Source organism: Pseudomonas sp. KB-10 (assembly GCF_018221585.1).
Taxonomy (GTDB): Bacteria; Pseudomonadota; Gammaproteobacteria; order Pseudomonadales; family Pseudomonadaceae; genus Aquipseudomonas; species Aquipseudomonas yangonensis.
Window position 1 is genome coordinate 29,714 of record NZ_QYYB01000006.1, and the last position, 16,111, is coordinate 45,824.

Annotated in this window: 10 protein-coding genes; 6 read left to right on the forward strand and 4 right to left on the reverse strand. The window is 57.9% G+C overall.

All coding sequences use genetic code 11. The features are described 5' to 3' along the window. Window positions 1–199 precede the first annotated feature (199 nt). Genes DXK50_RS16760 through DXK50_RS16775 form a run of 4 tightly spaced genes read right to left on the reverse strand, consistent with a single transcriptional unit; the run spans window position 200 to window position 8,476 of the window. Entirely contained in the window at window positions 200–1,474 is a 1,275-nt protein-coding gene (locus tag DXK50_RS16760) for a TIGR02679 family protein (protein ID WP_212631105.1), read from the reverse strand. Further along, a complete protein-coding gene (locus tag DXK50_RS16765; RefSeq protein WP_212631106.1) occupies window positions 1,471–5,616 on the reverse strand; it encodes a TIGR02680 family protein in 4,146 nt (1,381 codons plus the stop codon). The genes DXK50_RS16760 and DXK50_RS16765 overlap by 4 nt, the downstream gene beginning before the upstream one ends. Beyond that, window positions 5,613–6,881 (reverse strand): TIGR02678 family protein, encoded by a 1,269-nt coding sequence (locus DXK50_RS16770; RefSeq protein WP_090432266.1) that lies wholly within the window; start codon window positions 6,879–6,881, stop codon window positions 5,613–5,615. Before DXK50_RS16770 ends, DXK50_RS16765 begins: the two co-directional genes overlap by 4 nt. After that, window positions 6,878–8,476: a TIGR02677 family protein gene (locus DXK50_RS16775; protein WP_090432268.1), complete on the reverse strand. Its 1,599-nt coding sequence runs from the start codon at window positions 8,474–8,476 to the stop codon at window positions 6,878–6,880. Before DXK50_RS16775 ends, DXK50_RS16770 begins: the two co-directional genes overlap by 4 nt. Before the next feature lie 588 nt (window positions 8,477–9,064). Between DXK50_RS16775 and DXK50_RS16780 the strand changes: the two genes are divergently transcribed. The 6 genes from DXK50_RS16780 to DXK50_RS16805 all read left to right on the forward strand — a co-directional run bounded on the left by DXK50_RS16780 (window position 9,065) and on the right by DXK50_RS16805 (window position 15,896). Next, a protein-coding gene (locus DXK50_RS16780) for an IS3 family transposase (protein WP_212631107.1) occupies window positions 9,065–10,152 on the forward strand; the annotation gives its coding sequence in 2 pieces (ribosomal slippage) (window positions 9,065–9,317 and window positions 9,317–10,152; 1,089 coding nt in all). Window positions 10,153–10,543: 391 nt separating this feature from the next. Continuing rightward, entirely contained in the window at window positions 10,544–11,866 is a 1,323-nt protein-coding gene (locus tag DXK50_RS16785; RefSeq protein WP_212631108.1) for a tyrosine-type recombinase/integrase, read from the forward strand. Between the two features lie 257 nt (window positions 11,867–12,123). Next, window positions 12,124–12,894, forward strand: a complete 771-nt coding sequence (locus DXK50_RS16790; protein ID WP_212631109.1) for a hypothetical protein — start codon at window positions 12,124–12,126, stop codon at window positions 12,892–12,894. Window positions 12,895–13,309: 415 nt separating this feature from the next. Next, a complete protein-coding gene (locus DXK50_RS16795) occupies window positions 13,310–14,386 on the forward strand; it encodes a nucleoid-associated protein (RefSeq protein WP_212631110.1) in 1,077 nt (358 codons plus the stop codon). Further along, window positions 14,386–15,354, forward strand: coding sequence for a GTP pyrophosphokinase (locus DXK50_RS16800; protein WP_212631111.1), 969 nt, complete (start codon window positions 14,386–14,388; stop codon window positions 15,352–15,354). The genes DXK50_RS16795 and DXK50_RS16800 overlap by 1 nt, the downstream gene beginning before the upstream one ends. A 230-nt stretch (window positions 15,355–15,584) precedes the next feature. Next, window positions 15,585–15,896 (forward strand): helix-turn-helix transcriptional regulator, encoded by a 312-nt coding sequence (locus DXK50_RS16805; RefSeq protein WP_212631112.1) that lies wholly within the window; start codon window positions 15,585–15,587, stop codon window positions 15,894–15,896. The last annotated feature ends 215 nt before the right edge of the window (window positions 15,897–16,111 follow it).

Genomic DNA, 16,111 nt, shown 5'->3' on the forward strand with positions numbered 1-16,111 from the left:
CCATGATGCTGTGCATGCGACGCGCTCTTGATATTATGTCTACCGATTGACAATGGGCTAGCCAGAATCGCCACCCCGCAAATTGCCCCATCTTCCGCGCCAGCAAAAGGTTGACGCTTATGACGGTCAAGGCCCATGTCGATCACTCCCAATCCCTTTGACTACGCTGGTTTAGGCGATCTGTTGATGATGGAGTGGGTTAATTCACCTTATGGCTCAGATCGTCTAAGAGCGTGCTGAAAACCGCCTCCTCTGGAATGGCGAGTCCTTGGGTGTCCATAGCTGTATGCAGCTCTTTGTCCCATAGAGCCTCGACCCCGTTGATGTCCAAATCGCGCGATCGCGTCGGCGTTACCATCACCGCTTCGAGGTAGTCTCTGCACCCGAATCGCCAAGGGGCTGCCTGCCAAGTACGCATGACGTGATTGCCGATGACGATCCCTGGCCAGTCGTAGTCGCCATGGTAGTGCAGGCGCGCGCCGGCGGCGGCCAACTGGTCGAGTAGAATTCGCTGCGCAGCGGCGGGCATGCCATCGGTGCAGACTAATGGAGCACTATCGGCACCCAGACGGTCGGCGACGATGGCTACTATGTTCGGGTTTTCACATACGTACACATTCCGTCCGTCTACTGCCCAGGAATACGGCTTGCGAACCAATTGCCGTAGTGAGAGGTAGGCGGGCTCGCCAGGCAGCCAGGTGCGGTGTCTGTCTGGCGCCACAGGCAAGTTAAGAAAGAGAGCTGGGCGGGCCAGCTCGTTGACGAGAACTCCCGCCCTTGACCAGACCTCCCGCAGACGCTCTTCGGCGCCACCGCCAGCCTCAGCTACTGCCTCATCTTCTTGAGGGCTGCCCGTACGCTCGTGCAGGCGCCACGCCGACAGTACCAGGGTCGCTATAGGGCGGCCGGAATCTAGCGCATGGGCATCACCCAGCGTTTCGGCGGCAAGTTGCGAGCGAGGTAGTCCTTCCACGGGTAGACGGCGGAGAACAGTATCAGTCGCTGCCAGTAGCTGAGTAGCGCGCGCGGGATCGCGCCCAAGACGCTTGAGCAGGGGCATGGAGGTTGCTGTGTTTTGCAGCCAGGCACGGAGGAGAGGGCTGCCTTCGGCCGACGCCGAGATTGTCAGGGCCGACCATTGTGCCGATAGCCTTTTACGCAGGCTGGCTTTCGCAACGATAGGGCCATCCAGCCTCTCCAGAGCATCCTGTAGCGAGTTGGCTAGCCCTGCGGCACGCAGTCGTGCATCGAGATCGGCAATGTCCAGCGTCATCGAGCGCGCTATACGCGAGGGGCGGCCGGTCAGTTGGCAAAGAGCCGAGTACTCTACCGGGGCGAGGTTGCTCAAGTGAACCGAGGATAGCGACTGCTCGGCATCGGCGAGCTCAAAACGGCGGCGCAGGCGCTGGCGCAGGGCGGCCAGTGCTGGCCCGCCGAGCAGGCGCTGTAGACGTAAGTCGGGGCTGGTCTTCATGCCAAGGGGAACCTGCGATCAGGATCTTCTTCGAGTCGCTTAGCCCGTCCATCCCAGGTCCAGCGCGAGACGAACACCGCATCGATACCTTCGCGACGCTGCAACTGGCAGATCGACACGCCAGGTAGCTCCGCATAGCAGGCCCACTCCCGCTCGCTGGTGATGACGAAATCCAGGTCGAATTCCCGCACCAGGCCCATGCAGTGGGCGCGGGCGGTATCGTCGATACCGGCGAAGGCTTCGTCGAGCAGCATCAAGCGTGGCGCCAAGGGACTGCCGCCGTGGCCGTAGAAACTGGCGATAGCTGCGAACAATGGGACGGTCAGGCCTAACGCGCGTTCGCCACTGGAGGCCGGTCCAGACAGCTTGCGCCATTGACCATCCTGCTGACGCTGGATGCGGAAACGATGCCAATAGCGATAGTCCAACGCGTGGGCGAGTTGATCGAGAAGACTTCTACCTGCGCTGTCAGCGTCGGCCAAGGCGCGTTCGGCGGCGATCTGCTGTTGCAGCATGGTACCGACCGCACGCCGGTCTTCGGTCGACCAGAGGTCGGCGCTGGTATTTAGCAGGCTCTTGCGGGCGTCCTCCAGGCCTGCCGGTGCGCCTTCTTCGACCGATAGCGGCTCCCATAGCAGGCGGTAGCGTACGCCTGTGGTGGTAGGGCGCTTGTGCAATTCGTTGTTTATCGCCTTGACACGGTCGTCGGCAGCCCGCATCAGGCGCTGTAGTTCGGCGGCGATCTCCGCCTGCAGGTGGTTTTCCAACACTTCACGCTCGCGCGCCGACAACAGTTCGCTGCGCTGGGAAATATCCTCGGCCAACAGTAGCGCGAGCGTATCGGGACGCTCGGCACGGTTCTGGTACTGGATTGTGACGGTGATGCCCCAATCGTTGGGTTCCGAGATGGCCTGGTGGTTCAAGGCGCTCAGCCCGCGCTGCAGTTCACTCAGGTCTTCGGCGATCTGTTTCTGTACGCGGGCCCAAGTGGCCTCGTCATCGGCGATGCCAGTCAGCGCCTGTTCGATGCGGCGGGCTAGGTTCAGCGCCGGGTCGATGCTCCAATGCTCAGGCAATTGCAGGTCCGGCAATGCGGCTGCCAGCAGGCCGCTGGCGCTGAAATGGCGAAGGCGTTCGACGGCCGTAGTGCGCTCGTCGCTACGCTCGCTCAGTGTCTGCTCGGTGCGTCCGACGTGCGCTGCGATCACGGCCAGCCGTTTTTCCGCTTCGCCCAGCGCCGTGCGGCGCGTTTCGGCTTCCTGCTCGGCCTGGGTACGTCCGGCGAGCGCGGTGGCCAGTTTGGCCAGCAATTCTTCCACCTGCTGGCCGATGGACTGGCGTAGTGTCTCCAAGCGGACCCGGGCCTGTTCAGCCTGCTCGTCGGCGACCATCAGGGTTTCGTCGGCCTGTTCCAGCACCCTGCGCGCTTCGTCTTCGCGCTGTTGCTGCTGGCTCTGATCGGGCCATGCGCGCTGCCACTCGCGTGCTGCCTGGACCAGATGCGCCTGGACGTTGGCGAAGTGTTCCAAGGCCTCTTCGGTTGTCGGTAGTAGCTCGGGGTCTGCCGGCAGGCTCAGGTCGGTCGCGTCGTGGTGTAACTGCTCGCGTGCCGATTGCCATGCGTCTTTGGCTTCCTGGCTGCGCGTTTCGGCCAGCACCAGCAGTTGCCGGCTCCGATCGACATCACGGGCGGCCTGCAGCGCGGCAGCAATCGCATCGTGCAGTGGGCGCTCGGAGGGTACGCTTTTCCGTTCCAGTTCGGCTTGGTTGCGCTCGGCGGCCAGGGTTTCGTATTGTCGTTCGAGCTTGGCTTGCGCCATGTCGAGTTCGGCGAGGAGGGTGGCGAGTGCTTCCAGCCGTCGTTGTCGTGCCAGTTCCCGTGCGCTGCGGCCGATGTAGCCTGCCTCGGTTTTTCGCCAGGCACCTGCCAGCGGCCCCAGACGATAGCGACCATCAGGCGACAGCCAGGCTTCGGCATCGCTCGGCTCCTGCGTGCCGTAAGCCACGCCTGCCAACAGCGCAGTCAGCGTTGCTAGTGTGATCGGACAGGCCTCGGGCAATGCGGGAATCAGCGCAGCGTTCAGGTTGGCAGCGTTCACTGGCGCGCGCTGGTGCCAGCTGCTATCCAGCAGCGGCGTACCGTCGCTATCGCTCAACATCCCATTTGGCGACAGCCAGGCGTCAAGCAAGCCGCTGGCTTCCAGGGCGGCTTCCAGCCCGGCCCGTTGCGCGGCATCCAGGCTCGGGTGGAAATCCACCAGGTGCCAGAGCGGCGCGCCGTGCCGTTGCAGGCGCACACCACTGGCCCGGGTGGGCGGCTCGGCGGGCAGCGCATCTTCGCCAGCGGCCAGGCGGGTGCACTCATCTTCGATATCGGCGCGCTGTTTGTTCAGGCTAGCAAGGTAACTGTCCAGCTCCGCCTGCTGGGCGGCGTTTCGTTGCAGCGTCGTCTGCCAGGCGTGGTCCAGTGCCACTTGCGCTGGGTTTTCGCCTTCCGGGTGGGCCACCCACTCGGCCAGTTGCAGCAAGGACTGCTCAGCATCGAAGCGCAATTGGACGAGGCTTGTGCAGTGCTCAGACCAGGCTCCGAGCAGCGCGCTGCCTGCCTGTTCGGCTTGCTGGTCGGCCCGCTCGCGTTGCGCCAGTGCTATGTCCATTTCACCGCGAATGGTTCGAACGTGTTCTTGCTTGTCCGCCAGTACCGCTTGGTGTTGGCTAACTTCTGCATGACGCTTACGCAGATGGGCGATGTCCTGGCGCCGATTCCTCACCAGCTCGCGCAGGGCTTCTTCAGCTGCTCTGTACTCGGGAGGATGAGCCGCCAGCGCTTCGGCCTCAAGGCTAAGCAGTGGGTTGATTGCGAGGTCTGCTGTTATAGCGAGTGCTTCGGCCGCGTCCAGCGTACGAGTACGCGCCTTGTCCAGCTCATCGCGAGCCTGAGTGGCCGCAGCGGTCCGTCGCTGGCTCAGTTCTACTTCGCTATTGAGTTTGCTACGCGCTTCATCGCGCTGTCGGCTTGCCGTGTGAGCTGCATGTTGCCGTTCGGCGGCATTGCGTTCTTCCAGGGCAAGACGGTTGGCGTCCTGGTTGGTGGGATCGCTCTGCAGCGTATCTACCAGCTCTCGGGCCGCCGAATACTTCAGCTTCGCGGCCTCGTGCTTCGCAAAAGCCTCACCCTGCGCGTTCTGTGCGCTGACGAGTTCAGCCTGCGCTTGATTGCGGGCCTCGCTGGCGTTGTCGAAGTGGGTTTGAGCCTGGCGTAGTTCGCGTGCCTGGCGCCGCGCCAACATACCGGTATAGATGCGGTAGCGTCGTTCAAACTGGGTGACGGTTTGCTCCAGTAGGCGCGTTTCTTCCAATTGAATGCGGTCTTCCTCCAACTGGTTGAGCGCTTCGGCCACATCGCCCAGCAGCTCGGGTGGTAACGGAGGCAGAGACTCACTCAGGGCATTGGACAGGCCGGTTTCGTCGGGTTTCTTTGACAGTTGTGGCTGGCGTAGCTGGATCAGCGTATCCATCAGAGCGTCATAGCGCCGTGTCCCTAGCTGGAACAGGCGCTCGTCCACGGCACGGCGATAAAGCTGATGGTTTTCGAATAGTTGACCTCGTCCGCCAAGTGCATCGCGCAAGCGTTCGCGAGTAAGGACCTGGCGCTCGGCAGTGGTAAGCCAAAGATCTTCGCCGATACGCGGGTCTAGTGTCGTGCCGTCACCTTCGACGATGAAAAACCAGCTGTCTACTTGAGCCCGGCCATCGACTGCCGACAAACCGACCCCCAGGGTCAGGTAGCGAGGGCGGCCATCGCGCTCGCGTCGGCCGAACTCGATCCAGCTGTAGCCGATACGGCGGGGATAGCTACCGACAAGAAGGTTCCAGGCCATCTTTTTGCCGCTATCGCCGTCGGGCTCGACGCGCGACGAGCGCAATTGTGCGTCCAGCAGCAACGGTAAGGTCAGCGACAGCACCTTGGATTTCCCGGTGCCGTTATTGCCGCGCAGAAGTAAATGGCCATCGTGGAACCAGAACTCCTCGCTGTCGTAGTGGAACAGTTCGACGAGGCCAAGACGTAATGGCTGCCAGCGTTCGCGTAGAGGCTTGGGCAGTGGGGGGCGGGAAGAGGTGATGAATAGGTCGCTGGTCATGCGTCAGGCTCGGTTAGAAACAGGGTTTCGGCGCCCTGGGCGTTGCGCACCTCGGTCTGTCCGAGGGAGAAGCGGGCAATGGCGGGCAACGGATGCACGCCATGCATATCACGCAGCATTAGGCCCAGACGACATAGGCGAGCGATGGCGATTTCCGCCAGCTCGTGTTCGGCGCCTGGCGCGCGCGCCGACTTGCGCCAATAGCGGCCATATCGCCCAGCGGCCTCGCGCAGGAACAGGGCAATTTCGCTTTCGGTTGCTCGCAATGGGGCACGTTTATCACGCAGACGCCGGGCCAGGTACTCCGCTACCAGCAGTGTGACATGAGCCTCAGTGCCTTCGGCGGGCATGGCTACATCCGTCAGTTGTCCGCTCTCGTCGATCAGGGCCAGGCCTTCGGCGCGTTGCTCGGCGACCAGTCCGGTGGCTTCACACAAGCGGTTGGCGAGAACACCGCGCTGATTGACGAAATAGCTGCGCGTCTCTTCGTCCAGGGTGTCGGTATACAGCACCGGATCGTCGAGCAGGCGTCGCGCCAGGTGGTGGCGTATGGCATCTCGCCTGCCTTGCTCGCTGTCCACCGTAAAGCCAGCCACCAGTGCATGCAGCCGAGCCTCGGTATTTCCCGGAGTCTCCTCTGTGCTCCAGGTCGAGGGCCCGCGCACCGCAGCTAGCAGGCCGGCCAGCAAGCGCCGGTGAATGTCGTAGAGGGCGTCGGACTGTGGCCCGCTGCCGTCCTGCACGAAGCTCTCTTCCTCGCCAGCGACACGTTCGAGAATGCCATGATCCAAGAGGGTACGGCACACCATGACCAACTCGCGTCTTTCGGCAGCACCGTGCAAGGTGAAGGCGAAACCCAATGTCTCCAATGCCGGGTCGGCGGCTTGTTGTACGATCCGCTCGCCGATTTGTCGCAGGGTAATCTGCGGATCGGCTCGCTCCAGCACTGCAGCAGCTAGGCACAGCAGTACATAGCGACGCCGGTCATAGTCCGGCAGGCCACGGGTCGGGGCGGATAGGTCGGCCGGGCGCTTGAACAGGCGGGCACCTTCGCGGTCCACATGCAGCGGCCAGCCGGTCTCGCGGGCGAACCACTCGCGCAGGCGCTCGGCTTGGCGACGTACGGCGGGGAAATCCGCGTGCCCTGGCGGCATGAGCGGGCACATCAGCAGGCTGCGCAGAGCCCGGCGGAATTCGTCTTGCTGCTGCGCCTTCTGTGTTTCTCCGACATGTCGGGTGCCACGGCGGGACGAGGGTATGCTCATGATCTGTCCTCGGTGAGCCGGATCGTCAGCAGATGATCCCGGCCGGAGAAGACCCCGGCTGCCGTGCAGATTTGGGCGCGGCTGTTTTCAGCCAGAGGTTCCAGGCGAATACGCAGCAGACCGTCGCCCGTTTGACGCTCGACAGGACTGTTCGGGTCGTGTTGTTCGGCCAGCGCCTCGCCAAGCAATCCTAGAAAGAGGCCGAAGGCATGCACATCGAGCTCGCCCAGTTCCGATAAGCGTGTCGGGCGGCCGGTCGCCAATCGCCGGCGCGCGGCGTCGACTTGGCGCGATTCCTCCGCCAATTGCTGAGCCATCAGCGCCCGATCCCGGCTACGATCGCGCACTTTCGCCAGTGCGCCGCGCGGCGCGGCTTCACCGTACTCGCGCAAGCGCGGATTGATGATCAGCTGAGGTGCATCCAGCCAAGAGGTGCTCGCTGGCACGTCGTCTGCATCAGCAACCTCTAGTGAGAAATGGCGTGCTGGGTGCAGCGCGAACGCTGCTTGCGCGAGACGGTGTGCATCGTCGTCGCTGTCGCATGCAGCGAACCACTGTGCCAGCACTCGGAAATCGGCCGACCGGTCGCTGCGCCCGCTGCGTCGCTCATTAATTGCCGCGATGGCGCTAAGCAGTTGCGGAATCGCCGAGCGCGCTCGGGCACGCAGTAGTTCTGCTTGAGGTGGTTCGTTGCCGGTGGCCAGAAACCAGCCGCGCAATCCTTTCCAGCGCTCGCGCCAGATATCCTGGCGACGCTGCGTTTCCTCTGCCTGCTCGCCAGTGCCGTCGGGGGCGGCATCACGCGCTTCACGTGCAGCGACTTGGCGTAAGACATAGTCGATGGCGGCGGACAATTCATGCAGCGTGCGGGCGATGGCATCGGAGCGGCGGATCAGATCACCCATGAAGCGCTCGAGATAGTCGATCAGCCGTCGCTTGTAAGCGACCAATGCGGTGGCGTCGGCCTGCTGCAACTCTAGACTACGTGCCACTCCAGCCATGAACGCCTGGGCGTTTTCAGTGAGACCCTCAAACACCCGCACTAGGTCGCGTAGAATCTCATGTGCCTTGGCGGTATCAAGGTCGTTGACTGATTGCGCCTCAGCCATCAATCGCTGCAAGGCGCGCAAGCGGCTGTCGATGTCCTCCAGCGCAACTGTCTGCAGTTCTGCACGATGACGTAGGCTCTGTGCGAATGCTATCAGGCCGGCCTCTACCGCCTCGCCGCCGCGCGAGAGCCGATAGAGAAAACGTGCTCGATAATAATCGTTGAGCGTAGATACGCGCGTCATGTCCGGCTGTGATTCGAGATTGCCCCAGGCAGCTAGCTGAGCCAGTGCGGCGGCAATCTCTTCCTGAGCAGGTGGCGTTCTGTTGCCCCAATTCGCCTCGGACAATACTTCGTCGGGTCGCAATTGCAGGCGGTACTGGCGCTTGGCGGCAGCAAACACCTCCATAATGGAGCGATAGAGGGTCGCTTTTTCCGCAGTGGCGTGGCGGAACAAGTCTGCAGAAGTCTCAGGCCAAGATGAATCGCGAATCACCAAATCTTCCCCAGTGACCTTCCGTGATCGATGAGGCCATTCTTCAGTCATCTTCGCTATTTGCCAAGCTTTCCCTGCGAGCTAAATTACTTTGGAGTTTTTTGTGTCAGTGAGGTGCTTCAGGTGGTGAATGTGGGTGGAGGTAGAGTCTGCTGGCGGTAACTTGCCGTTCTCTTCGGATCTCCTGAGCTAGATCAGTTTCTGTCCAGAATCCGCAATTGACCTTCTTCTTAAAGCACCATTCGGCGCAGTATTCCGCTGTGCGAGAGTAGCATCGACTGCTCTCCCAACGATAAGGGTAGGACACTTGCCTCAATATCTTCTCGTCCGGTTAGATGGATAAATCCAAGCGGGATTCAGAGTAAGAGTGGTGATGCTCATAGCGACCATAACGGACACCTCCGGATGGCAGATGGGATGCCTTGGGAGAAGCGTAGGCGATGAAATACAAAGGCTGGTGGCTCACGAGTGGCTGACTGGATGCTTGGAGGATGGCTTCAAGTCTTGCAAGCTCGTTTACAGAGCCAAGCAAAGCTTGGGCGAATAAAGGCACCGATCAATCTTCTGCTGGTAATCCCCCCTAAAATCAGTACTTGTCAGAAGTAGAATTTTCTCCTAATCGGATCAAGGAAATTTTGCGTGAAGACATCGCGTTTTTCGGACAGCCAAATCATCGCTATCCTCAAGCAGGCTGAAGCCGGCAGCCCAGTCCCTGAGCTTTGCCGCGAGCATGGCATCAGTTCGGCAACCTTCTACAAGTGGCGCGCCAAGTTCGGTGGCATGGACGCATCCTTGATGGCTCGGCTGCGCGAACTGGAAGAGGAAAACCGTCGCCTGAAGAAGATGTACGCCGAGGAGCGCCTGAAGGCCGAGATCATCCAGGAGGCGATGGCAAAAAAGTGGTGAAGCCATCTCGGCGGCGAGAGATGGCGCAACACGCGGTTCGCTCGGGCCGGGCCAGCATCAAGCAGGCGTGTCTGGCTTTCGGTATCAGCGTCACCGGCTATCACTACCGGCCACGGCTCTCTTCGGAGAATGGCGAAATTGCCGAGCATCTGATCCGGCTAACGCATAACCAACGCAACTGGGGCTTCGGGCTGTGCTTCCTGTATTTGCGCAACGTGAAAGGCCACCGCTGGGATCACAAGCGGGTGTACCGGATTTATCGCGAGCTGGAGCTGAACCTGCGAATCAAGCCGCGCAAACGCATCGTGCGTGAGAAGCCCGAGCCTCTGGCTGTGCCGGAGGCGATCAATCACTGTTGGTCGATGGACTTCATGCATGATCAACTGGCAGACGGTCGCAGCTTCCGCCTGTTTAACCTGATCGACGACTTCAACCGCGAAGCCCTGGCCATGGATATAGACCTCTCACTGCCGGCAGAGCGGGTGGTGCGTGCGCTGGATCAGGTGATCGAATGGCGTGGCAAACCCCGGTCGATTCGCAGTGACAACGGCCCGGAATACATCAGCAGCAAGCTTGTGCTGTGGGCAGAGAAGCATGGCATCCGCCTCGAACATATCCAGCCCGGCAAGCCGCAGCAGAACGCCTATGTCGAACGCTACAACCGCACGGTGCGCTACGACTGGCTGGGACATTACCTGTTCGACTCCATCGCCGAAGTGCAGGAGCACGCTACGCGATGGGTTTGGACATACAATCACGAACGGCCAAACATGGCCTTGGGAGGTATCACCCCCAAACAGAAGTTGGCCCTCGCGGCCTGACCTCTACTTCTGGCGTGTGCTGAAAATGGGGGGATTACCTGCTGACTTCCTCTCAAGTGTTCCGCAAAACCCAACGCCCCCTTGAATTTAGGGGGGCTGCAGCGGATCTAGCTTGCGGCGTTTGCGGAACTAAAATACGTATAACTTACTGTTTTTATTGAATTTATTTGGTGACTTAAAATCTCTCGCCAGCAATGGCGTGCCGGTTCGAGTCCGGCTTCGGGCACCATTCATCTGTTTCTAGCTGTCTCTATAAGTCTACGAAACCCATCTAAACCGGCCATCTTGGCCGGTTTTGTTGTTTATGGCTGTCTCTCCTTATCTCTGTACATATCCCGATTTTAGGAATAAAAATGGGGATACGCCGGTTCGGTAAGGAAAACGTATTCCTATGGCACGCCCAGTAACCCCGCTGACAGACCCAAAATGCGAGGCAGCTAAGCCACGCGAGAGGGAATACAAGCTATTCGACGGCCAGGGGCTCTACTTGGCGGTCAAGCCCAGCGGCGCCAAGACATGGCGCTTCAAGTTCACTCGACCTGATGGCCGGGCTGGGCTGGCCACCTTCGGTAACTATCCAGCCCTCACGCTCAAATCTGCGCGCGCTCGCCGTGCTGCAGCCCTCGAGCTGCTGGCCGAAGGTGTAGATCCCATTGAGCATGAGCAGCAGGCGAGGGCGAACGCCCGGGCCGAGCTGGCCAACACCTTCAAGGCCGTGGCGTTGGACTGGCATGCGGCCGGTGCTCGCAAGTGGTCACCGGATCATGCCGCCAAGGTACTGCGCCGCATGGAACAGCACCTGTTCCCGACGCTTGGTAGCCGCTCGGTGGCAAGCCTCAAGGTGCGTGACCTGCTGGCTCCGCTCAAGGTGGCAGAGCAGCGCGATACTCTGGAGCTGGCCGGCCGATTGCGCCAGTACACCACTGGGGTGATGCGCTACGCCGTCCAGCATGGGCTTATCGAAACCAATCCAGCGAGTGACCTGGTGGGCGCTACCGCGACCCGTAAGGCACAGCACCGGCCGGCGCTGGCATTGGAGCGGCTGCCCGAGCTGCTGCAGCGGATCGACAGCTATAACGGCCGCGCACTGACCAAGCTGGCCGTGGCACTCACCCTGCAGGTGTTTATCCGCTCCAGCGAGCTGCGCTTTGCCCGGTGGCAGGAGATCGACATGCAAGCCAGCCTCTGGACGATCCCGGGTGAGCGTGAGGCTATCGAGGGCGTCAAGCACTCCAGCCGAGGGGCCAAGATGCGCACACCGCACCTGGTGCCGCTGAGCCGGCAGGTGCTGGGTTTGCTCGGCCAGGTTCATATGCTGTCCAGCCGGTATGAGTTGGTGTTCCCCGGCGACCACTACCACCACAAGCCCATGAGTGAGAACACCGTGAACGCTGCGCTACGCCGTATGGGCTACGACACCAAGGCCGAGGTATGCGGACATGGCTTCCGTGCCATGGCTTGTTCTGCTCTGGTGGAGTCGGGCTTGTGGACGCGCGAGGCGGTAGAGCGGCAGATGAGCCACCAAGAGCGCAACACGGTGCGGGCTGCCTACATCCATAAGGCGGAACACCTCGAAGAGCGCAGGCTTATGGTGCAGTGGTGGGCTGACTACCTCGATTCCAACCGGCAGCAGCACGTCACCCCCTATGACTTTGCTCACCGAGGGGAGGGCGCCGCTAACGTGGTGCCGGTCAACTTCGGCAAGGCGGTTTGAACATGCGAACCCGTACCCCTCAAAAATCAGGTGTAATCGGTGTAACGGGTGTAATTAAAACTCTAAAAGCCTTGCGTGGCGGGGCTTTCAGAGAAATTACACAAGGCACGGGCAGTGCGTACACCCCGTGTAATTTACACCATTGGTGTAATGCCTCTTCCGACACGATACCGGCCCCGCTCCTGCCTGTTGGCCTTCTGCGGAATGAGCAAACCAGCGCGGGTATGGTCGCTGGCTTCGGGGCCCGGGGGTGACTCGTGGATGATCGGGGAGAGTGGGCTTTCCTCACCGGGTGTTACCTGGTGCCGGATGGGAGACCGGCCGACCGTATCCGGGAGCGGCTGTCTTGCTTCCCGCATCTGGACGATTACACCGGACAGATAGAAGGCGTTCTCGCCATCATGGGGGAATGCCGGCCTTGGTTGACTGGCCCGGACGCCTATCGCCTCACAGCAGAGGCCTGCGGCAAAAATGACGCGATTGCTCAGCAGGTGGATTTCTATGGCGTTGACGTGTTGCCCGATCAACTCCGGACGTTCGCCGGTGTTACGGCCGGGGATATCGAAGCAATCGCAGCCTATGTGATGGCCTGCGCTGCATTAGCTCTGCATGCCCTGTTTCCTGTTTTACAGGACAAGCAAACTGATGCTGTCGCTCATCTTGATCAGCACTTGTTGTATTTGGATGCGATCCATCCTGTAAGGGACTGCGTGGCTTCTACGCGTTTGGCGTTGGACGCCGACGCTATAGCAGGTTGCCAACGATTCGCCGATTTATCCGATGCAGCGTCTCGTCTAGCCGTGTTCAAGGCTGATGGCTATTGGGGGGAGCTGGCAAGGCGTCTGCAAACCGGTTCCGATGTTCGTGATGAAGCCATTCGACAGAAGGCTTTGGAGTTAGTGCGCTCAGGTACTCGACTGCATAACCTGAGCGGCAAGCTACGAGCATGGCAGCTCCGGGAAACTGGTCAGGCACTCAGTAAGCCCGCTATGAACGCCATCCTTAGGCGTTACAACCTGCATAGCTAGCCTAGTTGCAGTGCACCTCTACGCTCTCCTAGTGAGCAAGGGTGACCAGGCTGGTTAATTTCTTCCGGCAGTGGCATTGTGCTGCTACATTGATAAGAGGCGTGCCAGCGCCCAGTAAACGACCTCCCTAACGCTGGTACATCAGGGGCTCCAGACGGTAGTAGGATCAAGGAAGTGAAATGAACTACGAAACTATCTTTTCCATTGCGCGACACCATAACTGAAATCTAGTGCTGCGGTGCCGTTCATCCAGAATGGCTAATATATTAAGTTGCCGACTCTTAATGTGGCTTACTTGAAAGAAGAGACTGGCGTTTTTTGCTTGGTCTTCGTGTGAGAGTGAGTTCTCTTGTTGGCTGTCAATTTAAAGTCTCTCGCAGGTGTTTTGATTGCGTAGAGCTAATGGAATGTAATTATGGAACAATTTAAGTTTGAAGCCCTTTCCATAGACAAACTGATTGCGCATACCGTGCATGCTAGAACGAAAGAGGGGGTCGTTGTGCCTCCTCAATTGTCTGATGAAATTATTACTCTGGATGTGGATTCAAGGGATCTTATTCAAGTTCGAGTGACTGACGCCCTAGGTAGCGCATCGCACGGCATCGAAATATATGCAGATAAAGACGATGCTGATTCATTTATGCAAAAAGCAGCTTCTGCAATCAGAAGCTCCGATGTTGAATTTGTTGCGTTGTCTAAGCAGTTAGCTACTGACCTAACTGATGCGCAGACAAATCCGAAGTGGCCTGGCGGAGTGCTGATTGTACTAAAGGGTAAGGTTGGTGTGAATCAAAAGCCATATGTTGCTGCGATAAAGGCGGAGACTGATAAAGGCTTTAATATTGTGGAAGTCAACGGGTCAGTAAGCTTAGCTCTCATTAAGAAGATGTTGCTTTCGCAGACACAAAGGCTTTACAAGATAGGTTTGGCCGTTGAGATGAACTACGAACCGCCTGTGGATCAACTGTTCAAAAAAGAAAACTACCGTTACTTCCTCTTTGATCACTTGCTTACTAGTACTGAAACCAAATCTGCAGCTGCATATTTTTATAATGCTTTCCTCGGGATGAATATTGTCAAGTCGTCAAAATTTCAAACTAAGAAATTTTATGAGGAGACTAGGCGGTATATAAATTCTCTGCCAATACCTCAGCCTGAAAGGATTGACCTGCTTGAGGCTTTGAGATCTGAGTTGAGAAGCAACAAGGGAACGGTTTCTTTTGTTAAATTTGCTGATGAGCATCTCCCTAAAGAATCTAAGGATGACTATGTAAGGCAGATGAATAATGCTGGTCTGCCAGATACTGCCATAGTTAAAGATCTTGCATATATTAAAGCTAAGCTGCGGCGTCCTCGTAGGCTAGACTTTAGTAATGGTATAAAGATTCAAGTGCCTGCTGACTTGGAATTGGCTGAGAATGTGAAGGTTGGTGGTCTGGTGGATGGCTATACCGACGTTAAGATTAAAGGTGTTATAGAAGGTCAAGAATAGTGGGGCTTGATGATTTCGAGCATCGTCTATCTGCGGCGCAGCCAGAGCTGCGCCAATGGGGTAAGTATGTCTCAGAATTAATCGAAGAAATTGCCAGCTCAAGAAATATTAAATTACAGATGCTATCTAGCAGGGTGAAGGAGGTTGAATCTGCGGTAGGCAAACTTTCAAGAAAAAAATACCGTGACCCAATGTTGGAAATGACAGATCTGGTTGGTGTTAGAGCGGTTTGCCTGCTTAGTCCTGATGTCGAGACGTTGTGCTTGGCCCTTGAGTCTTATGCTGGGCTAGACATACGTAAGTCGCGAGATACTTCGAAAGAGTATGAGGGTGCGCCGGATAAGTTTGGGTATCAGTCTCATCATTATGAAATACGTGCTAAAGTGGATACACTGATAGGCGGTGTTAAGGTTAGCAGTAACACCTGTTGTGAGTTACAGTTGCGTACTTTAATGCAGCATGCTTACGCCGAGGTTGTCCATGACTCGATTTACAAAAGTTCTTGGTCTGCTCCGACGCGCGCCGTGAGGTTTGTGTCAAGTAGTGCTGCATTGATTGAGACGGCTGATCACTTGTTCTGTGAAACAATGAATATATTGGATTCGGAAATGCAAGGTCGTGGCCAACTGCTTGAGCAGTTGACGGCGATTTATGATTCCCAAACCCATAATTCGAAGTTTAAAGATCAAAAATTTAATATGATGGTTTTGGATGAGTTAACCCCGATTATCGAGGATGATACTGCTGATGAAGTTGCTAGATTTATGAGTGAGCGCTCCTATATAGGCGAGAGAATAGTAAGCCGTATAGACTCTGATGCGTTCTGGTCTCAACCTGTTTCTGTATTAACTTATTTTTTAGCCCATACTCAGCCTTCTGCTCTAAAAGAGCTTTGGCCTTTTGCAGAGTCTGAAGATGCTCTAGAAAAAATTTATAGTGATTTAGGCAGAAAATATCACTGCGAATAATATAGGTGTCACGCTGTTTCGAATGATTTCATAATTATGTTTCTGGCTTTTACCTGCTGTCGCTAAGTGTTATCAACTGTTCTTATTAGCCTAGACGCTAGACTGGCGGTTATCGCGCACAATTGTTATACGACCCTTGTTGTTAACCGCAAAAAAAGTAAAGTCCCCCTGCCTAACGCCCCTGGCCACCCATAGGGTTCTGTCTGTAGCAATCTACAGGAGACTACCCCATGGTTCACCAACCTATACCTCTCGTCGACAGCCCTGCAGGGCCTCGCTCTACGCCGGTTCTGGAGTCAAGGCGCTGCAGTAGTGCCCATGATCCGGCCGCCACGCTTATCCGCATTAGCGAAGTGGTAGCCATTGTTGGGCTGGCTCGCCCAACCATCTACAAGCTCCTTCGGCAGCCAGATAGCAACTTTCCTCAGCCGGTAAAACTTAGCGACAGCACTGCCCGTGGTGCCCCGGTAGCCTGGGTACTGGCTGAGGTTCAAGCCTGGGTTAAGGCACGTATCGCTGCACGGGGGAGGGGTGTCGCATGAGACGGATACAACCGCACCCGATCCCCGTGCAGCGCTTCGATCACACCCCTGTCGGCTGGCGTTTCACTGTGTCAGTCCATTGTGGAAGAGACCGAGATGAGGACACGCAAGCCAGCATCTGTGGGCGCGCTATAACTGCTTTGGAAGATGTCCTTCATACCATGCGTGAGGCCTTGGCTGTACTCGAGAGTAAGCAGCCAGGGGGTGACGTATGA